A 22,033-nucleotide genomic window follows, 5' to 3' on the forward strand; every position below is an offset into this window, starting at 1 on the left:
GTGTGTACGGGACGCGACCGGGCGGTCAGCCCTGGACGGCGGCGCGCTTGCGGCGCAGGTCCAGGACCACACCGACGGCCACGACCAGGCCGGCGACGAGGGTGGACAGGGTGACCACCTCGCGGTTGGCGTCGTCCACGAACATGTAGCCGATCACGAACATGATCAGTGCGGCGGTGGCCCAGGTCAGCCACGGGAAGAGCCACATCTTCACGGTCAGCTTCTCCGGGGCCTCGCGGACCAGGATCCCGCGCATCTTCAGCTGGGTGAAGCAGATCACCAGCCACACGAAGAGCGCGATGGCACCCGAGGAGTTCAGGAGGAAGTTGAAGACCGTGTCCTTGAAGGCGTAGTTGAAGTAGACGGCGACGAAGCCGAAGACCGTGGAGCCCAGGATCGCGGCGACCGGGACACCGTTCTTGTTGACCTTGGCGAACGCCTTGGGGGCGTCGCCGCGCTCACCGAGCGAGAAGGCCATGCGGGAGGCGGTGTAGAGGCCGGAGTTCAGGCAGGACAGCACGGCGGTCAGGACGATGACCTCCATGATCGTGCCGGCGTTCGCGATGCCGATCGAGTCGAGGGCGGCGACGTACGAGCCCTTCTCGGTGATCGACTTGTCGTTCCAGGGGAGCAGCGTCAGCACGACGAAGATCGAGCCGAGGTAGAAGACGCCGATACGCCAGATGACGGAGTTGGTGGCCTGCGTGACCGCCTTGCGGGGGTTCTCCGACTCGCCGGCGGCGAGCGTGACGATCTCGCTGCCCATGAAGGAGAAGACGACCATCAGCACACCGGTCAGGACGGCGCCGTACCCGTTGGGGAAGAAACCGCCGGTGTCGGTCAGGTGCGCGAAGCCCGCGCCGGGGTTCTCGGAGCCGGGCAGGATGCCGAAGACGGCCAGCATGCCGATGACCACGAAGGCGCCGATGGCGACGACCTTGATGCCCGCGAACCAGAACTCGAACTCACCGTAGGAGGCGACCGAGCCGAGGTTGGTGACGGTCAGCACCGCCATCACGATCAGGGCCCAGGCCCACTGCGGGACGGCCGGGATCCAGTTCTCCAGGATGGCGGCACCGGCGGTGGCCTCCACCGCGAGGACGACGACCCAGAAGAACCAGTAGAGCCAGCCGATGGAGAAGCCGGCCCAGCGGCCGAGCGCCCGGTCGGCGTAGGCGGAGAAGGAGCCCGAGTTCGGGCTGGCAGCGGCCATCTCGCCGAGCATCCGCATCACGAAGACCACCATGGCGCCGACGAGGGCGTAGGAGATCAGGATGGCGGGACCGGCCTTGGCGATGCCGCCACCGGAGCCGACGAAGAGACCGGCGCCGATGACGCCGCCGATGGCGATCATGGACAGGTGGCGGTTCTTGAGACCGGCCTTCAGACCGTCGGAGGACAGGCCGCCGTCACCGGGGTTTCCGGTGGGGTCGCCTGCCTTCTGAAGGGTCGTCGTGGAGCTCATGGACGAATCCTTAGGTTCTCGGGTTGCGAGCCCCGGCATTCAAACCTGAGATGAAGCAGGACGGAAGACCTCAATCCGGATCGTTGCGTGGGGGCGGACGTCCGGGACCGGCGTCCTGCCGTGTCCCATCTGCGTCCTTTGGGTTTACTTGAGCTTTAGAAGTGACTTACGCGACACCCGCTGCGGGCCGTCGGGGCTCCTCGTGCCACACTCGACCCATGCGCGTGTACCTCGGATCCGACCATGCCGGCTTTGAGCTCAAGAACCACCTCGTGGACTGGCTCAAGAACAACGGCCACGAGCCCGTCGACTGTGGCCCCCACATCTACGACGCCGTGGACGACTACCCGCCCTTCTGCCTCCGCGCCGCGGAGAAGACCGCCGCCGACGAGGGCAGCCTGGGCATCGTGATCGGCGGCTCCGGCAACGGGGAGCAGATCGCCGCGAACAAGGTCAAGGGCGTCCGCGCCATCCTGGCCTGGAGCGTCCAGACCGCCCAGCTCGGCCGCGAGCACAACAACGCCAACGTCATCTCCGTCGGCGGCCGCATGCACACGCAGGACGAGGCCGTCAGCTTCATCGAGGCCTTCCTGGCGACCCCGTACTCCGGCGAGGAGCGCCACACCCGCCGCATCGAGATGCTCTCCGCCTACGAGCAGACCGGCGAGCTTCCCCCGATCCCGGCCCACCACCCGCAGGGCTGATCCCGCTTCCGGCCGTGCCGCTCCCGCCGGGGGTGGCACGGCCGTTCCATTCCTCCGATCCTCCGAGGAGCCCGCCGTGCCCGAGGGGCATACGATCCACCGCCTCGCTCAGGACCACGACGAGAGGTTCGCCGGACGGCCGGTCGCGGTCAGCAGTCCACAGGGACGCTTCGCCGAGAGCGCGGCCCTGCTCGACGGACGGACGCTGGACGGTGCCGACGCCCACGGCAAGCACCTCTTCCTCGGGTTCGAGGGTGACGAGTGGATCCATGTCCACCTCGGCCTCTTCGGCAAGCTCGGCTTCGGCCCGGCCCCCGCCCCGCCCGCGACCGACACGGTCCGGCTGCGCCTGCTGAACGCGGACCACTACGCCGACCTGCGCGGCCCGACGGCCTGCGCGCTGATCGGCGAGGGCGAGAAGAAGGCGATACACGACCGGCTCGGCCCGGACCCGCTGCGGCCGGGCGACGACCCCGACCGCGCCTGGGCCCGCATCTCCCGCTCCCGCACCACCATCGCCGCGCTGCTCATGGACCAGAAGGTGGTCGCGGGCGTCGGCAACGTCTACCGCGCCGAGGTCCTCTTCCGGCACGGCATCGACCCGTACCGGCTGGGCAGGGACCTGCGGCGCCCGGAGTGGGACGCGATGTGGGCGGACCTGGTCGCCCTGATGCGCGAGGGCGTGCGCAACAACCGGATCGACACCGTGCGCGACGAGCACCTGCCCGAGGCGATGGGACGTCCGCCGCGCGTGGACGACCACGGCGGGGAGGTGTACGTGTACCGCAGGGCGAACATGGCCTGCCACATCTGCACCACCGAGATCCGCACGGCGGACCTGGCGGCCCGCAACCTCTTCTGGTGCCCGGGCTGCCAGGGGGCCTGAGGCGGGGGAGTGGCGGCAGGGCGTCGCGGGGGTCGTAGGACCGACGCGGTGGATCCCAGGGCGGGCGTACGGGGCATCCCGCCCATCGGCTGGCAAGGGGCGCGTCTCCAGAGCCATGCGCCCATCCCTACCAGGGCATTCCGCATCACCGGGTAGGTTTTCGGGCACCCCTCGGCTTCCTGTCCGGGGGTACCCCTGCGCATTCACAGCCAGGATGGATAGGGTCCCGAAGCAATGGCCGGAGCACGCGTGGAGTCCCTTCTGGCCCGGATGCGCATGCGGTCGCACCGGGGCCGCACCGCCCTGCGCAAATCCGCCGTCGACTACTTCCGCGGCGACGCCTCCGACTGGCTCGCCTTCGGCGGACTGCTGCTCACCGTCCCCGCCATAGCCTGCGGCACGCTGATGCTGCCCGTCTGGTTCTCGCCGGCGGCGCTCGTCCTGCCGATCGTGGCCGGGGGGCTGCTGCTGCGCCCCGCCAGCCTCCTCGCCCTGTACGCGGCCTCCGCGGCCGCACTGATCGTCGAGGCCCTCGTGCTCGGCCCCTACACCCAGGGCCCGGCACGGGTCACCCCCGGCACCGTCCTGGTCGTCGCGGCCTGCGGGTTCTTCGGACTGGTCATCGCGCAGTTCCGCAGCCGCGTCGGCGTGCCCTGGCGGCGCGGCGGCACCATGCTCTTCGACCTGCGCGAACGCATCCGCGTACAGAGCAAGCTGCCCGCCCTGCCCCGCGGCTGGCACCGCGAGATGGCCCTGCGCCCCGCCGGCGGCCAGTCCTTCTCCGGCGACTTCGTGGTCGCGGCCCGCACCAACGGCGGCCGGACCCTGGAGATCGTCCTGACCGACGTCTCCGGCAAGGGCATGGAGGCGGGCTCCCGGGCCCTGCTGCTGTCCGGCGCCTTCGGCGGACTGCTCGGCGCGCTGCCGCCCCACGGCTTCCTGCCCGCCGCCAACGGCTACCTGCTGCGCCAGGACTGGGACGAGGGCTTCGCCACCTCCATCCACCTCGTCCTGGACCTCGACACCGGCGACTACGAACTCCTCTCGGCCGGCCACCTCCCCGCCCTCCAGCTCTGCGCGGGCACCGGCCGCTGGCAGGAGAAGACCGGCGAGGGCCCGCTGCTCGGCGTCTACGACGGCGCCGAGTTCACCCCCGTCCGCGGCAACCTCCGCCGCGGCGACGTCCTGATGCTCTTCACCGACGGCCTCGTCGAAACCGCAGACCGAGAGATCAGCGAGGGCATCGACCGCCTCACCGGCGAAGCCGACCGCTACGTCTCCGCCGGCTGGGAGGGCGCGGCCTGGCACCTGATCGAGAAGGTCGCCAAGGACGTCAACGACGACCGGGCCCTGCTGCTCATCCGCCGCTCCCCCTGAGCGGTGCGGGGGCCACTCGCCCGGGATTGGCCCGCCTGCGCGGGCCCGCGCAGGCCCTACCGTGCCCCCATGGACCGCACGCTCGCCGCCGACCTCGCCCGGCTCCCCGACCTCCTCGACGCCACCCGCCGCGCCGCCGCCGAAGCGCTCGCCACCCTGGACGAGCGCGCCGTCGTACCCGCCGCCCCCAAGCCGGCCGACCCCGAACCGCTCCCGGAGCAGGGGGACGGCACCGAGACCGCCCTCGCGGCCTTCCGCGCCCGCTGGGAGCCGCGGCTCTCGGCCTCCGCCGGCCCCCGCTACCTCGGCTTCGTCACCGGCGGCGCCACCCCCGCGGCGCTCGCCGGGGACTGGCTCACCGCCGCCCACGACCAGAACTCCAACTCCTCCATGGACGGCGCCGGCCAGGACCTCGAACGCGAGACCGTGGGCTGGCTGCGCGAACTCTTCGGCCTCTCCGACGCCCACACCGGCACCTTCGTCAGCGGCGCCACCATGTCCAACACCACCGGCCTCGCCATCGCCCGCGAATGGCTCGGCGAACGCCTCGGCGTCTCCCCGGCCGAGGACGGCGCCGCGGCCCTCGGCCCGGTCCGCGTCCTCTCCGGCGCCCCCCACTCCTCCATCGCCAAGGCCCTCTCCTTCCTCGGCCTCGGCCGCAGCTCCCTCGTCCGCGTCCCGACCCTGCCCGGCCGCGAGGCCGTGGACCCCGCCGCCCTGGCCCGGGCGCTGGCCGACACCCCCGGACCGGCGGTCGTCGTCGCCAACGCGGGCACCGTCAACACCGTCGACTTCGACGACCTCCCCGCCATCGCCGCCCTCCGCGCACGGCACGACTTCTGGCTCCACACCGACGCCGCCTTCGGCGCCTTCGCCGCGCTCTCCCCGGACCACGCACACCTCACCGAAGGCCTCGACGCCGCCGACTCCGTCTGCGTCGACCTGCACAAGTGGCTCAACGTCCCCTACGACAGCGCCGTCCAGTTCACCCGCCGCCGCGACCTCCAGGCCCGCGTCTTCCAGAACGCCGCCGCCTACCTCGGCCCCCTCGGCGAACACCCCGACCTCGTCCACCTCACCCCGGAGAACTCCCACCGGCTGCGCGCCCTCGCCGCCTGGTTCACGCTGCGCGCCTACGGCCGCCAGGGGCACCGGGAGATCGTGGAACGCAACATCGCCGGCGCCCGCGCCCTGGGCGCGGCCCTGGAGGAGGACCCCGCCTTCACCCTCCTCGCGCCCGTCCGCCTCAACGTCGTCTGCTTCACCCTCGCCGACACCCCCGATCCGCGCCTCGGCGCCCGGCTGACCGCCCTGCGCGAGGCCGTGTCCACCGAGGTGTTCGTCACCCCGACGGTCCACGAGGGAACTGCCGGGCTGCGCGCCGCGTTCTCCAACTGGCGTACGACGCAGGCAGATGTCCGCAGGGCCGCCCATGCCCTGCGCACGGCAGCGAGGGAGATCACATGACCGGCAGTCCCCTGACCCTCCTGGAGGTCGAGGCCCTGGCGCGCGAGGCGCACGAGGGCCGGACCGACAAGGCCGGCCGGCCGTATGCCGAGCACCTCGCGGCCGTCGCCGAGGGCGTGCGCGTGCGCGGAGGCAGCTCCGAACAGCAGGCGGCGGCCTGGCTGCACGACGCGATCGAGGACGAGGCGCTCAGCCTCACCTGGCTGGATTCCGCCGCTCTCCCGCAGTCCGTCAAGGACATGGTCCTCGCCGTCACCAAGCGCCCCGGCGAGCCGGTCGAGCGTTACGCCGCCCGCATCCTGGCCACCCCGGGCGCCCTGCTGGTGAAGGAGGCCGACCTCGCGCACAACGCCGACCCCGTACGTCTCTCCGTACTGGACGCCCCCACCCGCGAGCGACTGTCCGCGAAGTATGCCTATGTCCGGTCCCTCCTCGGTCTCACCGCACCCTGAAACCCCCTCGGCCGCGGCGGTTGGTGAAACCGGAACCATGGCCTTTCGTCACGGGGCGTATGACCGTGGCCGGTTGGTGGGAGGATGGTCCATGTGGGGGCATTCCCGGCCGTGCGCCCCCGGCCGACCAGGGGACGACCGAAGGTGTGATCAGTAGTGGCCATTTCGCTCTCAGTTGTGGTTCTGTTGGGCGTCATCCTGGTGGTGCTGATCCGCGGCAACCACATCAAGGCGGGCCCCGCCATCGTCGCGGCCCTCTTCGGCTTCTTCCTGGCGTCCAGCTCGATCGCGGACGACGTGAACCGTTTCCTCAACTCGCTGGCGACGATGATCGCCAACATCAAGCTCTGACGGTTACACCCGCCGCGAGACCCTCCGCTTCGAGGGACGGCTGGTCGAGCTGTTCCTCCGCACCCGGGCCGGCCTCGACGAGCTCTTCGCCGCCGGCACGGCATCCCGCCGCGGCGTCATGCAGCGCATGTACGCCGAGGGTCTGGTCCTCACCGAACGGGACGGGGCGGGCACCGGCCTCAAACACCGGGCCGCGGCCGCACTCGGCGAGGGCCCGGGCGCTCTGGCGCCCGCGACGGTCGAGGACCGCCGCTACGCGCTCACCGACGCGCTGGACGACCTCTCCGACGCCACGGACCCCGTCGAACGCCTCACCGTGGCCGGCGTCGTCCTCGATGTCGCCGCCCACCTCCTCTTCGACCACCACCGGGCCTGGAAGGGTGGCGGAAAGTGGCTGCCCCGCCGCCTCCTCAAGGCCGACCCCGACCACGGCGCAGCCCTCCTCGACGGCTACCGCCGCCTCTGCGAAACCGCCGCCCCGCCCCTCACGGCCGCCGCGGCGAACATCCTCACCCTCACAGGCGGCCCCCTCCGCGAAGGCCACACCCGCACCTGGCCGGTCTCGCACGATCCAGCGCCGGTCCCCGGTGCCTGCACACGCGGCGATACCCGCCTGACAACGTGCGCCCGTGAGGATGACACGGGGTCGACTCCTGGGCACTGATCGGCACGCTGAACGGCGAGGCCACCCAGGCGGGCTGGCGACGCCGCGCCGAGGAACTGGGGCGTCATGCCGAGGCTCTTCACCGCCTGGACCAGGAAAGGTTCGGCACCCTCCCGGTCGTGGACCTGACCGACAGGGACGGGAGCCCGTTTCCCCAGCCGGCCGACCAGCTCCTGTACGCCGGCTGTGCGGCCGTGCCCGCATCTGCGCAGTCGGGGAACGACGAAGGGCCAGGTGGAGGAAGTATCCTCTGACCTGGCCCTTCGTGCTTCAGAGCGGGCGACGGGAATCGAACCCGCGTAGCTAGTTTGGAAGACTAGGGCTCTACCATTGAGCTACGCCCGCAGGGGTTGCGCCGCAGGTCCGGGACCTTGGCACGGACAGCATCCTAGCGGGTCGTTCCGGCGGATCGCACACCACATTCCGTGCCCGCGCCGTCGCCTGTCCGAAACGGCTCCTGAAACACCGCGCATCAGAGGGTCTCCGGGCATGTACCCTACGTGTCGCACCGACGGGGTGTGGCGCAGCTTGGTAGCGCGTCCGCTTTGGGAGCGGAAGGTCGTCGGTTCGAATCCGGCCACCCCGACCACCGCAAGATCGCGTTGTGGGCTGATTGCCGCTTGCGGCTACTATGCAAGCTGCGTGCCCGTGTGTCTGATGTACCGGGCCGAAGTCCGCCGGGCCGCTGATTCCAGCGAGACGGCAGATCCCCCAGCAGTCAGCCACAAGGAGACCGAACCGTGAAGAGCGCCGTTGAGACCCTGAACCCGACGCGGGTTCGGCTCACTGTTGAGGTGCCCTTCGAGGAGCTCAAGGACAGCCTCGACGCGGCGTACAAGAAGATCAACCAGCAGGTCACGGTGAAGGGCTTCCGCAAGGGCAAGATCCCGGCCCGCGTCATCGACCAGCGCTTCGGCCGCGGTGCGGTGCTGGAGGAGGCCGTCAACGACGCCCTCCCGAAGTTCTACACCGAGGCCGTCAACGAGGCCGACCTGAACCCGCTGGGCCAGCCCGAGGTCGACATCACCGAGCTGAAGGACGGCGAGCTGCTGGCCTTCACCGCCGAGGTCGACGTGCGTCCCGAGATCGAGATCCCGGACTACTCCGGCATCGAGGTCGAGGTCGACGCCATCGAGGTCTCCGACGAGGACGTCGAGAAGTCCGTCGAGCAGCTGCGGGGCCGCTTCGCGTCCACCAAGGACGTCGAGCGCGCCGCCGCCGAGGGTGACGTCGTCACCATCGACCTGGAGGCCAAGGTCGACGGCGAGGTGCTGCCCGACGGCGTCGCCTCCGACGTCTCCTACACCATCGGTTCGGGCGAGCTGCTCGAGGGCATCGACGAGGCCGTCACCGGCCTCGAGGCCGGCGGCGAGGCCACCTTCACCTCGCAGCTGAAGGGCGGCTCCGCCGAGGGCAAGGACGCCGAGGTCACCGTCAAGGTCACCAAGGTCTCCGCCAAGGAGCTCCCGGAGCTGGACGACGAGTTCGCCCAGATGGCGAGCGAGTTCGACACCCTCGAGGACCTCAAGGCCGACAGCCGCACGCGCCTTGAGAACATGAAGCAGTACGACCAGGCCACGCAGGCCCAGGAGCGCGTCCTGGAGAAGCTGCTGGAGCTCGTCGAGGTGCCGATCCCCGAGAAGCTGCTCGAGGACGAGGTCAACACCCGCAAGCACAACCTGGAGCACCACCAGCTCGGCCAGATGGGCCTGGACCTGGCGAAGTACCTGGAGTTCCAGGGCAAGACGGTCGAGGAGTTCGACGCCGAGACCAAGGAGCAGGCGATCAAGGGCATCAAGACCCAGTTCGTCCTCGACGCCCTGGTCAACAAGGAGAAGCTGGGCGTGAACCAGGAGGAGCTCACCGAGCACCTCATGCGCCGTGCGCAGTCCTCCGGCATGTCCCCCGACCAGTTCGCCCAGGCCGTCGTCGAGGGCGGCCAGGTCCCGATGCTGGTCGGCGAGGTCGCCCGCGGCAAGGCCCTCGCGGTCGTCGTCGAGGCCGCCAAGGTCGTCGACACCAACGGTGACGTGGTCGACCTCTCCGACGACGAGGACGAGGTCGAGACGGCCGCCGAGACCGTCGAGGCCGCCGTCGACGGCGACGACGAGGTCAAGGCCGACGAGGCCAAGTAACACTCCGGGCGAAGCCCGCTGAGCAGTGCCCCGAAGGGCCCGGACGCAGCCGCGTCCGGGCCCTTCCGCATGGCCGCGGGGCGGTCCCCGCAAGGCCGCCGGAGCTTGCGCTCCGAGCGAACAGTTCGGGAAGCGGGATGGCGTTGTCCGACCTGCGCGTTAGGGTCCATGAATACGAGGGCACGTGAGTACCCGGGCGCCGGCGGACCCGTCCGCTCCGGCTCGACCGCGCCCCAGAACGAGACGCTGAGACGGCACATGGCCGTCGGAGACGAGCAGGTGGATACGTGACGAATCTGAAGCCTTACGCCGCGGGTGAGCCGTCCATCGGTGGCGGCCTCGGCGACCATGTCTACAACCGGCTGCTCGGCGAGCGCATCATCTTCCTCGGCCAGCAGGTCGACGACGAGATCGCGAACAAGATCACCGCGCAGCTCCTCCTCCTGGCCGCCGAGCCGGAGAAGGACATCTACCTCTACATCAACAGCCCCGGTGGCTCCGTCACGGCCGGCATGGCCGTCTACGACACCATGCAGTACATCCCCAATGACGTCGTGACCATCGGTATGGGCATGGCGGCCTCGATGGGCCAGTTCCTGCTCACCGGCGGCGCCAAGGGCAAGCGCTTCGCCCTGCCGAACACCGACATCCTGATGCACCAGGGCTCCGCCGGCATCGGCGGTACCGCGTCGGACATCAAGATCCAGGCCCAGTACCTGCTGCGCACCAAGCAGCGGATGGCCGAGATCACCGCGTTCCACTCGGGCCAGACCGTCGAGGCGATCATCCGCGACGGTGACCGCGACCGCTGGTTCACCTCCGAGGAGGCCAAGGAGTACGGCCTCATCGACGAGATCATCTCGGCCGCGTCCAACGTTCCGGGCGGCGGCGGCACCGGGGCCTGATCCCGGCCCCACCGCAGCAACCCCGCAGCCGACAGCCCGCAGAACGCCACCAGGATGGTGAACACCCAGATGCAGAACAACTTCTCCGCGAGCTCCGCGAGCGGCCTCTACTCCGGCCCGCAGGTGGACAACCGCTACGTCATCCCGCGCTTCGTCGAGCGCACCTCGCAGGGCGTGCGCGAGTACGACCCGTACGCGAAGCTCTTCGAGGAGCGCGTGATCTTCCTCGGCGTGCAGATCGACGACGCCTCGGCCAATGACGTCATGGCGCAGCTGCTGTGCCTGGAGTCGATGGACCCGGACCGCGACATCTCGATCTACATCAACAGCCCCGGCGGCTCCTTCACCGCGCTGACGGCGATCTACGACACGATGCAGTTCGTGAAGCCCGACATCCAGACGGTCTGCATGGGCCAGGCGGCCTCCGCCGCCGCGGTCCTGCTCGCCGCCGGCACCCCCGGCAAGCGCATGGCCCTGCCGAACGCCCGCGTGCTGATCCACCAGCCCTCCGGCGGCACCGGCCGTGAGCAGCTCTCGGACCTCGAGATCGCGGCCAACGAGATCCTGCGCATGCGCGACCAGCTGGAGACCATGCTGGCCAAGCACTCGACGACGCCGATCGAGAAGATCCGCGACGACATCGAGCGCGACAAGATCCTGACGGCCGAGGACGCCCTCGCGTACGGCCTGATCGACCAGATCATCTCCACCCGCAAGAGCACCAAGCTCTGACCCTTGCCGTCAGTTGGCGCGGGCACACCACCGGATTCGGCGATGTGAACCACGTCAAGGGGGCCCCGCACGGGGCCCCCGGCAAGGTACCGTCGGATATGAGGCACCAGGAGCGCTGAACCAGGCGTCTCCCAGGCGAAGGGGAAGCACCTCGTGGCACGCATCGGTGACGGCGGCGATCTGCTCAAGTGCTCGTTCTGCGGAAAGAGCCAGAAGCAGGTGAAGAAGCTCATCGCAGGACCCGGTGTGTACATCTGCGACGAGTGCATCGACCTCTGCAACGAGATCATCGAAGAGGAACTCGCGGAGACCTCCGAGGTCCGGTGGGAGGAGCTCCCCAAGCCCCGTGAGATCTACGAGTTCCTGGAGAGCTACGTCGTCGGCCAGGAGCCGGCGAAGAAGGCGCTCTCGGTAGCGGTCTACAACCACTACAAGCGGGTCCAGGCCGGCGAGAACGGCGGCGCGCAGGGCCGTGAGGACGCGATCGAGCTCGCGAAGTCCAACATCCTGCTGCTGGGCCCCACGGGCTCCGGCAAGACGCTCCTCGCGCAGACGCTCGCCCGCATGCTGAACGTCCCGTTCGCCATCGCCGACGCGACGGCGCTGACGGAGGCCGGGTACGTCGGCGAGGACGTCGAGAACATCCTGCTGAAGCTGATCCAGGCCGCCGACTACGACGTCAAGAAGGCCGAGACCGGGATCATCTACATCGACGAGATCGACAAGGTCGCCCGCAAGAGCGAAAACCCGTCGATCACGCGCGACGTGAGCGGTGAGGGCGTCCAGCAGGCCCTGCTGAAGATCCTTGAGGGCACGACGGCCTCCGTGCCGCCGCAGGGCGGACGCAAGCACCCGCACCAGGAGTTCATCCAGATCGACACGACGAACGTGCTCTTCATCGTGGGCGGCGCCTTCGCCGGCCTGGAGAAGATCATCGAGTCGCGTGCGGGGGCCAAGGGCATCGGTTTCGGGGCGACGATCCGCTCGAAGCGCGAGATCGAGGCCAGCGACCAGTTCCAGGAGGTCATGCCGGAGGACCTGGTGAAGTTCGGGATGATCCCCGAGTTCATCGGCCGTCTCCCCGTCATCACCTCGGTCCACAACCTGGACCGCGAGGCCCTGCTCCAGATCCTCATCGAGCCGCGCAACGCGCTGGTGAAGCAGTACCAGCGGCTGTTCGAACTCGACGGTGTCGAGCTGGACTTCGAGCGCGAGGCGCTGGAGGCCATCGCGGACCAGGCGATCCTCCGCCAGACGGGCGCGCGCGGCCTGCGCGCCATCATGGAAGAGGTCCTGATGTCGGTGATGTACGAGGTCCCGTCCCGCAAGGACGTGGCCCGGGTCGTCATCACCGCCGACGTGGTCCGCTCCAACGTCAACCCGACGCTGGTCCCGCGCATCGTCCCGAAGGACCAGGGCCCGCACGAGAAGTCGGCCTAGCCGCAGGGCAGTAGAGCGGCAGCAGACCGGTACGCGAAAGGGGCGCCCCCACCGGGGGCGCCCCTTTCGCGGGTTGCACGGTCCGCTACTTCTTGACGCGGGCGGTGTTGTAGAGCTTCGCGGCGAGTTCCGCGGCCTGCTCCTGGGTGTAACCCTGCTTGCCGGCCAGGATCGACGCCACGTCGGAGGCGCTGATCATGGCGATGGTGCTGTAGTCGCCCCAGACGCAGAAGGGCAGCGTGGCCTCCTTGGGCCCCTTGGCGGACGGGTCCTTCGATGTGAACTTGATGTCCTGGCACTTCATGACCGCGCCCTTGAAGTTGGGCGGGGACATCGTCTTCGGGCTGCCGAGCAGCTGCACTTCGGACTTGCCGTCCTTGGCGGCGTCCAACCTGGCCTTGGCGAAGTACCCGTCCACCGCCTTCTCAGGGTCGGCGATCTCGCCGTAGAGGCCGGAGAACTTGAGGCCCTTCGCCGTCAGCGGGTTCTTCGGATCGCCGGCCAGGTAGTCCATGCCCACCTGGGTCGGGTTCTTGACTCCCGCCGCCTCGGCCTCCTTCTTGTCCGCGTCGTCGAATTCGGCCTCCTTGTACTTGGCGTCCTTCTTGAAGTCGTCGACCGTGTCCGGCGCGGCCAGCTTGTAGCCCTTGGTGTCGTCCGAGATGGCGCTGCCGCTGCCCAGGAGGTACCAGCCGCCGCCTGCGATCACCGCTACGGCCACGACCACGCCGATGATCAGGCCCGCCTTGGACTTCTTCGGGGGCTCGCCGCCGTACGGGGCCTGCTGCGGGTAGCCGTAGGGCGGGGCCGGCGGCTGCTGGGGGTAGCCCTGCGGGGGGACGCCCGGCTGCTGCGGGTAGCCGTAGCCCGGCTGCGGGGGCGCGGGCTGGCCGTACGGGCCGGGCTGGGCCGGCTGGCCGTACGGGCCGGGCGGCGGGGGCTGCTGACCGTACGGTCCAGGCTGCTGCGGCTGCCCGTACGGCCCCGGCTGGTTGTGGCTCATCCCGCGTCCCCCTATGAGGTAGATCTTTATGCGACCCTGACATCCTCGCGGAAAGCGGCGCCGGGCAGTGCGCCGGGCCCCGGGATTACCGGTTTCATGACTGGACTGTTACCGCCTTAAACTGTGGCCCGTGACCGAGAACACGCAGACACCCAGCAGCCCCGACTCCGAACTGCCGACCGCCTACAAGCCGGCCGACGTAGAGGGGAAGCTCTACGAGCGCTGGGTAGAGCGTGGGTACTTCACGGCCGATGCCGCGAGTGAGAAGCCCCCGTACACCATCGTCATCCCGCCGCCGAACGTCACCGGCTCCCTCCACCTGGGCCATGCCTTCCAGCACACGCTCATGGACGCCCTGACCCGCCGCAAGCGCATGCAGGGCCACGAGTCGCTGTGGCTGCCCGGCATGGACCACGCGGGCATCGCCACCCAGAACAAGGTCGAGCAGCAGCTCGCCGAGGAGGGCAAGTCCCGCCACGACCTGGGCCGCGAGGAGTTCGTCGAGCGCGTCTGGCAGTGGAAGGAGGAGTACGGCGGCAAGATCCTCGGCCAGATGCGCCGTCTCGGCGACGGCGTCGACTGGTCCCGCGAGCGCTTCACCATGGACGAGGGCCTGTCCAAGGCCGTCCAGACCATCTTCAAGAAGCTCTTCGACGACGGTCTGATCTACCGCGCCGAGCGCATCATCAACTGGTGCCCCCGCTGTCTGACGGCCATCTCCGACATCGAGGTGGAGTACCAGGAGGACGCGGGCGAGCTCGTCTCCATCCAGTACGGGGAGGGCGAGGACACCCTCGTCGTCGCCACCACCCGCGCCGAGACGATGCTCGGTGACACCGCCGTCGCCGTCCACCCGGACGACGAGCGCTACAAGCACCTCGTCGGCAGGCAGATCAAGCTGCCGCTGACCGACCGCACCATCCCGGTCGTCGCGGACACGCACGTCGACCCGGAGTTCGGCACCGGCTGCGTCAAGGTGACGCCCGCCCACGACCCGAACGACTTCGCCATCGGGCAGCGCCACAACCTGCCCAACATGACGATCATGGACGAGCACGGTGTCATCACCGTCCACGGCCCGTTCCTCGGCCTGGACCGCTACGAGGCCCGCTCCGCGGTCGTCGGCGCGCTGCGCCAGCAGGGCCGCATCGTCGCGGAGAAGCGGCCGTACCTGCACTCCGTCGGACACTGCTCGCGCTGCAACACCACCGTCGAGCCGCGCCTGTCCCTCCAGTGGTGGGTCAAGGTCGAGACGCTCGCCAAGGCGGCGGGCGACGCGGGCCGCGACGGCCGCGTCGCGATCCACCCGCAGGAGATGGAGAAGCGCTACTTCGACTGGGTCGACAACCTCAACGACTGGTGCATCTCGCGCCAGCTGTGGTGGGGCCACCGCATTCCGGTCTGGTACGGCCCGGAGGGCGAGGTCGTCTGCCTCGGCCCCGACGACGAGGTGCCCACCGGCGAGGGCTGGACGCAGGACACCGACGTCCTGGACACCTGGTTCTCCTCCGGCCTGTGGCCGTTCTCCACGCTCGGCTGGCCGGAGAAGACCCCGGACCTGGAGAAGTTCTACTCCACCGACGTCCTGCTCACCGGCCACGACATCATCTTCTTCTGGGTCGCCCGGATGATGATGTTCGGCCTCTACGCCATGGACGGCCAGGCGCCGTTCAAGACGATCGCGCTGACCGGCCTGGTCCGCGACGAGCGCGGCAAGAAGATGTCGAAGTCCTTCGGCAACGTCGTCGACCCGCTGGACTGGATGGACAAGTACGGCTCCGACGCCGTCCGGTTCACCCTGGCCAAGGGCGCCAACCCCGGCACCGACGTCCCGATCGGCGAGGACTGGGTCCAGGCGTCCAGCAAGTTCGCCAACAAGATCTGGAACGCCACGCGCTTCGCGCTGATGAACGGCGCCACGATCGAGGGCGAGCTGCCGCCCGCCGAGCAGCTGTCGGCGACCGACCGCTGGATCCTCTCCCGCCTCAACAAGACGGTCGCGCAGGTCGACGCCTACTACGAGGACTTCCAGTTCTCGAAGCTCAGCGAGGCGCTCTACCACTTCGCGTGGGACGAGGTCTTCGACTGGTACGTCGAGCTGTCGAAGACGACCTTCTTCGCGGGCGGAGAGCAGGCCAAGGTCTCCAGCCGGGTCCTCGGCGAGGTCATCGACGTCATGCTGCGCCTGCTGCACCCGGTGGTCCCCTTCGTCACCGAGACGCTGTGGACCACGCTGACCGGCGGCGAGTCCCTCGTGATCGCCGACTGGCCGAAGGACAGTGGCTTCCGCGACGAGGCCGCCGAGACCGAGATCGGGAACGTGCAGAACCTCGTCCGTGAGGTCCGCCGCTTCCGCAAGGAGCAGGGCCTCGACGACAAGCAGAAGGTCCCGGCGCGTCTCGACCTGTCCGGTACGGGGCTGGCCGCGCACGAGGCGGCCATCCGCCAGGTGCTGCGCCTCCAGCCGGAGGGCGACGGCTTCAGCGCCTCCGCGACCCTCCCGGTCGGCGGCGCCACGGTCGCGCTCGACCTGTCGGGCACCATCGACGTGGACGCCGAGCGCAAGCGCCTCACCAAGGACCTCGGCGCCGCCGAGAAGGAGAAGCAGCAGGCCGAGGCGAAGCTCGGGAACGAGGCCTTCCTGTCCAAGGCCCCCGACCACGTCGTGGACAAGATCAAGGGCCGGCTGGCCAAGGCCGAGGCGGACATCGCCCGGATCCAGGCCCAGCTGGAGACGCTGCCCGCCGCGTAGCCCCTCGTACAACGGCCCCGTACGACGGCCTCGTACGAGGTGAAGGCCCCCGCACCGGATCGCCGGTGGCGGGGGCCGTCGCCGTACGCGGGGCCTCACAGCAGCCGGTCGCCGAACTCCGCGGCCACCAGCCCCGTCACCACCGCGTACGCCGCCAGCGGGGACCTCCAGCCCTGTCCGAAGTGTCCTGAATCACTGCGTTGACCTGTCTGCCGGATCTCATCCGCCGCACCGACCACGGATGATGGAGGGCATGCACGTCAAGCCCCTCGCCCCGGTGTTCCACCGATGCGTGGCCGCCGGCCGTCGGCTGACCGGCACCTGGGCCGGTACCCCGCGGGCCGTCGACGTGCTCACCGCGCTCGGCTGCCTCGGGCTGATGGCCCTCGACCTGCCTGGCCTCGCCACCGCCGACAACTCCCTGAGCGGGCCCGCCGCGGCCGTCGTGCTCGCCCTGGGCTGCACGACCCTGCTTCTGCGCCGCCGGCTGCCCTGGATCTCGTACCTGGCCGCGCTGCTCTTCATCGGATGGCTCCACGAGCTGACCCTGATCCAGTTCGCGCTCTACTCGGTCGGCCGCTTCCGCGGGCGCCGCGCGGGGATCCTGGCGACGCTCGGGTACATCGCCTTCGCGCTGGTCATGTTCTGGGTGCCGGGCTGGCCCGAACCCCCGGGGCGGACGCTCAGCGGGTTCCTCGGCATCGTCGTACCGATCGGCGCGCTGGCCTCCGCGGTGGGGATCGCCGCCTACCGGCACGACCTGGTGCGGGAGCTCACCGTCCGGCGGGCCGAGTCCGCCGTGCTCCAGGCCGTCCAGCAGGAACGCACCTCCGTCGCCCGCGACGTGCACGACTTCGTCGGGCGGGAGCTGACCCTGCTGACCGTGCGGTCCGAGGTGCTGTCGGTACGGGCGCGCGAGAGCGCGCACGCCAAGGACTTCGAGGAACTGGCCGACACCGCGCGCCGGGCCCATCTGGCGCTCAACGAGATCATCGTGCAGCGGGGCGAGCGGCCCTCGACCCCTGGGGTGGACGGTCTGGCGGCGCTCGCGGAGGAGAGCGCCCGGGCCGGTTCGCCCGTCCGGCTGGCCATGGACGAGGACGTGCACGCACTGTCGCCACTGCGGCAGGCGGCGGTCTACCGGGTGGTGCAGGAGTGCCTGACCAACGCCGCCAAGCACGCGCACGGCGCGACCGTCGACGTGTCGATCGCGGCGGACGGCCCGCGGCTGCGGATCGCCGTGAGCAACGCCGTGCCGGCCCGCACCCCGGGCCGGGCCCCCGTCTCGGCGGGCTCCGGCACGGCGAGCATGTCCGAGCGCGTCCGCAGCCTCGGCGGCTCCCTGACGGCGACCCGCACGGACGACACCTACGAGGTCGTCGCCACGCTTCCGAGAGGTTGAAAGGCCGTCCAGCCGTGCGCCGGGGTCGGCAGGCCGTAGTCGCAGATCACGCCGCCCTTGAGGGGGCGGACCGCGGTGATCGACCCGGGGGTGCGGCCGATGGCTCCTTGGCATCCACCCCGACGGCCAGGGCGCTGGTGGTGCCCGCCCTGACGGCGACCACGGACGGCTCATTGAGGACGATCCCCTGCCCCCGGGCGCAGACGAGGGTGTTCGCGGTCCGCAGGTCGATCCCTGTGTCGCGGCAGGAAGCTGTCTTTTTGGTGCTGGCCTGCGGCATTTGCTCCCCTATCTGCTGCTCGCAAGGCTTGCACGACGATCAGGTCGCTCCCGGCGTCGGAGGTCCCGAAACGGCCGGGCCGAAAGTCCTCCGGGCCGCCGTCCGTAGACTGGCCCTGTGAGTGACCAGCAGCCCGAGAACCCCGACCGACACGACCACGACGACCTCGCAGGCGCCTTCGACGAGTTCGACCAGATCGTGGCGGAAGAGTCCGACCGCGACCCCGACCTGGCGGTGATCGAGGCCGGCAGCCGCACCCTGCGCGCCCACGCCGGACCGCCCCAGGGCGACCCGGTGCCCGCCCGGCCCGTCGACCCCGAGGTCGCCGAGGCGCTGCTGGAGGTGGAGCAGGAGCTCTCGACCCGCTGGGGCGAGACCAAGCTGGAGCCCTCGGTGTCGCGGATCGCGGCGCTGATGGACGTACTGGGCGAGCCGCAGCGCGCGTACCCCTCCATCCACGTCACCGGGACCAACGGCAAGACCAGCACGGCCCGCATGATCGAGGCCCTGCTGAACGCCTTCGAGCTGCGCACCGGCCGCTACACGAGCCCGCACGTGCAGTCGATCACCGAGCGGATCAGCCTCGACGGGGCGCCGATCGAGGCCGAGCGCTTCGTGGAGACGTACCACGACATCAAGCCGTACGTGGAGATGGTCGACGCCGCCGAGGAGTTCCGGCTGTCCTTCTTCGAGGTGCTCACCGGGATGGCCTACGCGGCCTTCGCGGACGCCCCGGTGGACGTGGCCGTGGTCGAGGTCGGCATGGGCGGCAGCTGGGACGCGACCAACGTCATCGACGGCTCCGTCGCCGTGGTCACCCCGATCAGCCTGGACCACACCGACCGGCTCGGCTCCACGCCCGGTGAGATCGCCGTGGAGAAGGGCGGCATCATCAAGCAGGACGCCACCGTGATCTTGGCGCAGCAGCCGGTCGACGCGGCCCAGGTACTGCTGAAGAAGGCCGTCGAGGTCGATGCGACGGTGGCCCGCGAGGGCATGGAGTTCGGCGTCGTCTCGCGCGAGGTCGCGGTCGGCGGGCAGCAGCTGACGCTGCGCGGCGTGGGCGGCGAGTACGACGGCATCTTCCTGCCGCTGTACGGCGCCCACATGGCGCACAACGCGGCGGTGGCGCTCGCCGCGGTCGAGGCCTTCTTCGGGGTGGGCGGGCAGCACGCCCGGGTGCTGGACGTGGACACCGTGCGGAAGGCCTTCGCGTCGGTGACCTCGCCGGGCCGCATGGAGGTCGTGCGGCGCAGCCCGACGGTGATCCTGGACGCGGCGCACAACCCGGCGGGCGCGGCGGTCACCGCGGAGGCGGTCACCGAGGCGTTCGGTTTCAGCCGGCTCGTCGGCGTCGTGGCGGCGAGCGAGGACAAGGACGTGCGCGGGGTGCTGGAGGCCTTCGAGCCGATCTTCGCGGAGGTCGTGGTCACGCAGAACTCCAGCCACCGGTCGATGGGCGCCGACGATCTGGCGGCCGTCGCCGTCGAGGTCTTCGGCGTGGACCGGGTGCAGGTGGAGCCGCGGCTGGACGACGCCCTGGAGGCGGCGATCACCCTGGCCGAGGAAGAGGCCGAGTACGGAGGGGCCGGGGTCCTGGTGACCGGTTCCGTGATCACGGTGGGCGAGGCCCGCCTGCTGCTGAAGAGGGGCTGAGGATGCGCACGCTGTGTGCGAGCACGCTGATCGGTGAGTTCTTCGTGATCGGTTTCGCGGGACTCGTCGCCATGAAGGACCCGGACCTGACCCAGGCCACGGTCTGGACGGTGTGCGGGATCGCGATGCTGCTGTCGGTGCTGCTGTGCGGGATGCTGTCGCGTCCCGGGGCCGTCCAGCTGGGCTGGGCCCTGCAGATCGGTCTCGTCGCGAGCGGTTTCGTCGTCCCCACGATGTTCTTCCTCGGCGCGGTCTTCGCCGGCCTGTGGTGGTGCTCCGTGCACTACGGCCGGAAGATCGACTCGATCAAGGAGCGCTGGGCCGCCGCGCAGGAGGCTCCCGTGGCGTCCGGAGCGCCCGACACGGCCTGAGGGATCCCCGGGCCGCCCCGTGCCGCCCGGAACCCCGTGCCACCCGGAACCCCGTGCCACCCGTACCGGGGCCGTCCGTACCGCCGGGGCACCCGGACTGCCGGACCGACCCGGACGGCCCTGTAGATTCGCCCTACCGCACCCGTATGCCGCAAGGAGCCGCAACATGACCCAGCGCACCCTCGTCCTGCTCAAGCCCGACGCCGTCCGTCGTGGCCTGGTCGGCGAGATCATCGGCCGCATCGAGCGGAAGGCCGGCTGGACCATTCCCGCACTGGAGCTGCGTACGCTCGACCAGGAGACCCTGGAGGCGCACTACGGCGAGCACAAGGGCAAGCCCTTCTACGAGCCGCTGATGGGCTTCATGTCCAGCGGTCCGATCGTGGCCCTGGTCGTCGAAGGGGAACGCGTGATCGAGGGTGTCCGCCAGCTGGCCGGACCCACCGACCCGATCGCGGCGGCGCCCGGCTCCATCCGGGGCGACTTCGGCACCATCACCCGTGAGAACCTGATCCACGCCTCGGACTCCGAGGAGTCCGCCGAGCGCGAGCTGAAGCTCTTCTTCCCCGCGCTCTGATCATTCTTTCCTGACGAGACATCAGCCGAATAGCGCTCATGACCTGGGGCGACCGAAGTAATTTCGGTCGCCCCGCGGTAATTCCGGAGCCGGGCGGGAACGCCTGGGCAGGACACGTCGTCACCACTGAGGGGGCGGGTATCCATTCCGGCGGGATTGCCGGAGTCCCGTCGCGCGGTGTCCGCACCCCGGCACTACGATGGGGCCTCCACCCACACACCCACCTCGCCGACCTGACAGCAGCCGCTATCAACTGGAAGGCCAGACGCTCCTCATGGGGAACAAGGGGAACAACATGTCGTTCATCGGCCGTGACATGGCGATCGACCTCGGGACCGCCAACACGCTGGTGTACGTGAGGGGCCGGGGGATCGTCCTGAACGAGCCGTCCGTGGTCGCCATCAACACGAACACCGGTGGCATCCTGGCGGTCGGCTCCGAGGCGAAGAAGATGATCGGGCGCACACCCGGCAACATCGTCGCCGTTCGGCCCCTCAAGGACGGCGTGATCGCCGACTTCGAGATCACCGAGCGTATGCTCCGGTACTTCATCCTCAAGATCCACAAGCGCCGCTACCTGGCCCGTCCGCGCGTCGTGGTCTGCGTTCCCTCCGGCATCACGGGAGTCGAGCGCCGCGCGGTCATCGAGGCGTCCACGCAGGCCGGCGCCCGCCAGGTGCACATCATCGAAGAGCCCATGGCCGCCGCCATCGGCTCGGGCCTGCCCGTCCACGAGGCCACCGGCAACATGGTCGTGGACATCGGTGGCGGTACGACCGAGGTTGCCGTCATCTCCCTCGGCGGAATCGTCACGGCGCAGTCCATCCGGGTGGCCGGTGACGAGCTCGACAACGCGATCATCCAGCACATCAAGAAGGAGTACTCGCTCCTCCTCGGTGAGCGGACGGCCGAACAGATCAAGATCACCATCGGCTCGGCGTACGACCTCGACAAGGACGAGCACACCGAGATCCGCGGCCGGGACCTGGTCTCGGGCCTGCCCAAGACGGTCGTCATCTCGGCCGCCGAGGTCCGCAAGGCCATTGAGGAGCCCGTCAACTCCATCGTCGACGCGGTCAAGACCACGCTCGACAAGTGCCCGCCGGAGCTCTCCGGCGACATCATGGACCGCGGCATCGTCCTGACCGGCGGCGGCGCCCTGCTCCGCGGCCTCGACGAGCGGCTGCGCCGGGAGACCGGCATGCCGATCCACATCGCCGAGGACCCCCTCGACTCCGTCGCCCTCGGCTCCGGCAAGTGCGTCGAGGAGTTCGAGGCCCTCCAGCAGGTCCTGGACGCGCAGCCCCGTCGCTGACAACACCCCTCCCGGCCGGGGAGGGGCCAAGCGGAACACAAGGATCCGCCGTACGGGTGCTACCGGGCCCGTGCGGCGGATCGTTGATATACAGGCAAA

19 protein-coding genes, 2 tRNA genes and 1 pseudogene are annotated in these 22,033 nt (G+C 69.9%); 18 read left to right on the top strand and 4 right to left on the bottom strand.

What is annotated here, in order from left to right; translation table 11 throughout:
- Positions 1-25 precede the first annotated feature (25 nt).
- Entirely contained in the window at positions 26-1,465 is a 1,440-nt protein-coding gene (locus tag AAT21_RS01500) for an amino acid permease (RefSeq protein WP_046774896.1), read from the bottom strand.
- A 218-nt stretch (positions 1,466-1,683) separates the two neighbouring features.
- Here AAT21_RS01500 and AAT21_RS01505 point away from each other — a divergent pair, with 218 nt between their 5' ends.
- From AAT21_RS01505 to AAT21_RS01535, 7 genes are all read left to right on the top strand, one after another.
- A complete protein-coding gene (locus tag AAT21_RS01505) occupies positions 1,684-2,169 on the top strand; it encodes a ribose-5-phosphate isomerase (RefSeq protein WP_046774897.1) in 486 nt (161 codons plus the stop codon).
- 76 nt (positions 2,170-2,245) lie between these two features.
- Positions 2,246-3,055 (top strand): Fpg/Nei family DNA glycosylase, encoded by an 810-nt coding sequence (locus AAT21_RS01510; RefSeq protein ID WP_046774898.1) that lies wholly within the window; start codon positions 2,246-2,248, stop codon positions 3,053-3,055.
- A 234-nt stretch (positions 3,056-3,289) separates the two neighbouring features.
- On the top strand, positions 3,290-4,432 hold the full coding sequence (locus tag AAT21_RS01515) for a PP2C family protein-serine/threonine phosphatase (protein ID WP_046774899.1): 1,143 nt from the start codon (positions 3,290-3,292) through the stop codon (positions 4,430-4,432).
- A 69-nt stretch (positions 4,433-4,501) separates the two neighbouring features.
- Positions 4,502-5,899: a pyridoxal phosphate-dependent decarboxylase family protein gene (locus tag AAT21_RS01520; RefSeq protein ID WP_046774900.1), complete on the top strand. Its 1,398-nt coding sequence runs from the start codon at positions 4,502-4,504 to the stop codon at positions 5,897-5,899.
- On the top strand, positions 5,896-6,351 hold the full coding sequence (locus AAT21_RS01525) for an HD domain-containing protein (protein ID WP_046774901.1): 456 nt from the start codon (positions 5,896-5,898) through the stop codon (positions 6,349-6,351). The genes AAT21_RS01520 and AAT21_RS01525 overlap by 4 nt, the downstream gene beginning before the upstream one ends.
- A 156-nt stretch (positions 6,352-6,507) precedes the next feature.
- A complete protein-coding gene (locus AAT21_RS01530; protein WP_031145493.1) occupies positions 6,508-6,702 on the top strand; it encodes a hypothetical protein in 195 nt (64 codons plus the stop codon).
- A 127-nt stretch (positions 6,703-6,829) separates the two neighbouring features.
- Positions 6,830-7,366: a hypothetical protein gene (locus AAT21_RS01535; RefSeq protein WP_063838058.1), complete on the top strand. Its 537-nt coding sequence runs from the start codon at positions 6,830-6,832 to the stop codon at positions 7,364-7,366.
- Positions 7,367-7,640: 274 nt separating this feature from the next.
- Here the strand turns inward: AAT21_RS01535 and AAT21_RS01540 are convergent.
- Positions 7,641-7,711: transfer RNA gene (locus tag AAT21_RS01540), tRNA-Gly, on the bottom strand.
- A gap of 167 nt (positions 7,712-7,878) precedes the next feature.
- Between AAT21_RS01540 and AAT21_RS01545 the strand changes: the two genes are divergently transcribed.
- The 5 genes from AAT21_RS01545 to clpX all read left to right on the top strand — a co-directional run bounded on the left by AAT21_RS01545 (position 7,879) and on the right by clpX (position 12,578).
- Positions 7,879-7,955, top strand: a tRNA-Pro gene (locus AAT21_RS01545).
- A gap of 151 nt (positions 7,956-8,106) precedes the next feature.
- Positions 8,107-9,501, top strand: a complete 1,395-nt coding sequence (tig, locus tag AAT21_RS01550) for a trigger factor (protein ID WP_046774902.1) — start codon at positions 8,107-8,109, stop codon at positions 9,499-9,501.
- 287 nt (positions 9,502-9,788) lie between these two features.
- Complete coding sequence (locus AAT21_RS01555; RefSeq protein ID WP_030760907.1) at positions 9,789-10,406, top strand: ATP-dependent Clp protease proteolytic subunit; 618 nt, start codon at positions 9,789-9,791, stop codon at positions 10,404-10,406.
- Positions 10,407-10,460: 54 nt separating this feature from the next.
- The gene (locus tag AAT21_RS01560) at positions 10,461-11,138 is read left to right on the top strand and encodes an ATP-dependent Clp protease proteolytic subunit (protein WP_030760910.1); all 678 of its coding nucleotides are present in this window, start codon (positions 10,461-10,463) and stop codon (positions 11,136-11,138) included.
- Between the two features lie 153 nt (positions 11,139-11,291).
- Complete coding sequence (gene clpX / locus AAT21_RS01565; protein ID WP_030840753.1) at positions 11,292-12,578, top strand: ATP-dependent Clp protease ATP-binding subunit ClpX; 1,287 nt, start codon at positions 11,292-11,294, stop codon at positions 12,576-12,578.
- 85 nt (positions 12,579-12,663) lie between these two features.
- Here the strand turns inward: clpX and AAT21_RS01570 are convergent, their stop codons facing one another.
- Positions 12,664-13,581 carry a hypothetical protein gene (locus tag AAT21_RS01570; protein WP_046774903.1) on the bottom strand — a complete coding sequence of 306 codons (918 nt, stop codon included), beginning with the start codon at positions 13,579-13,581 and terminating at the stop codon, positions 12,664-12,666.
- 130 nt (positions 13,582-13,711) lie between these two features.
- Between AAT21_RS01570 and AAT21_RS01575 the strand changes: the two genes are divergently transcribed.
- Together AAT21_RS01575 and AAT21_RS01580 are read left to right on the top strand one after the other, a co-directional pair.
- Entirely contained in the window at positions 13,712-16,333 is a 2,622-nt protein-coding gene (locus AAT21_RS01575; RefSeq protein ID WP_046774904.1) for a valine--tRNA ligase, read from the top strand.
- Positions 16,334-16,586: 253 nt separating this feature from the next.
- On the top strand, positions 16,587-17,735 hold the full coding sequence (locus AAT21_RS01580) for a sensor histidine kinase (RefSeq protein WP_046775512.1): 1,149 nt from the start codon (positions 16,587-16,589) through the stop codon (positions 17,733-17,735).
- Positions 17,736-17,770: 35 nt separating this feature from the next.
- Here AAT21_RS01580 and AAT21_RS35080 read toward each other — a convergent pair.
- Positions 17,771-18,015: pseudogene (locus tag AAT21_RS35080) on the bottom strand (rod shape-determining protein); the annotation flags it as partial.
- Positions 18,016-18,132: 117 nt separating this feature from the next.
- On the opposite strand from AAT21_RS35080, the gene folC reads away from it, so the two are divergent.
- From folC to AAT21_RS01600, 4 genes are all read left to right on the top strand, one after another.
- On the top strand, positions 18,133-19,671 hold the full coding sequence (folC, locus tag AAT21_RS01585) for a bifunctional tetrahydrofolate synthase/dihydrofolate synthase (protein WP_079025381.1): 1,539 nt from the start codon (positions 18,133-18,135) through the stop codon (positions 19,669-19,671).
- 2 nt (positions 19,672-19,673) lie between these two features.
- The gene (locus AAT21_RS01590; protein ID WP_046774905.1) at positions 19,674-20,042 is read left to right on the top strand and encodes a DUF4233 domain-containing protein; all 369 of its coding nucleotides are present in this window, start codon (positions 19,674-19,676) and stop codon (positions 20,040-20,042) included.
- Positions 20,043-20,208: 166 nt separating this feature from the next.
- The gene (ndk, locus tag AAT21_RS01595) at positions 20,209-20,619 is read left to right on the top strand and encodes a nucleoside-diphosphate kinase (protein WP_046774906.1); all 411 of its coding nucleotides are present in this window, start codon (positions 20,209-20,211) and stop codon (positions 20,617-20,619) included.
- A 295-nt stretch (positions 20,620-20,914) separates the two neighbouring features.
- Positions 20,915-21,934, top strand: coding sequence for a rod shape-determining protein (locus AAT21_RS01600; protein ID WP_030008578.1), 1,020 nt, complete (start codon positions 20,915-20,917; stop codon positions 21,932-21,934).
- Positions 21,935-22,033 lie beyond the last annotated feature (99 nt).

It is taken from the genome of Streptomyces yangpuensis, from assembly GCF_001005295.1.
GTDB classification, from domain to species: domain Bacteria; phylum Actinomycetota; class Actinomycetes; order Streptomycetales; family Streptomycetaceae; genus Streptomyces; species Streptomyces yangpuensis.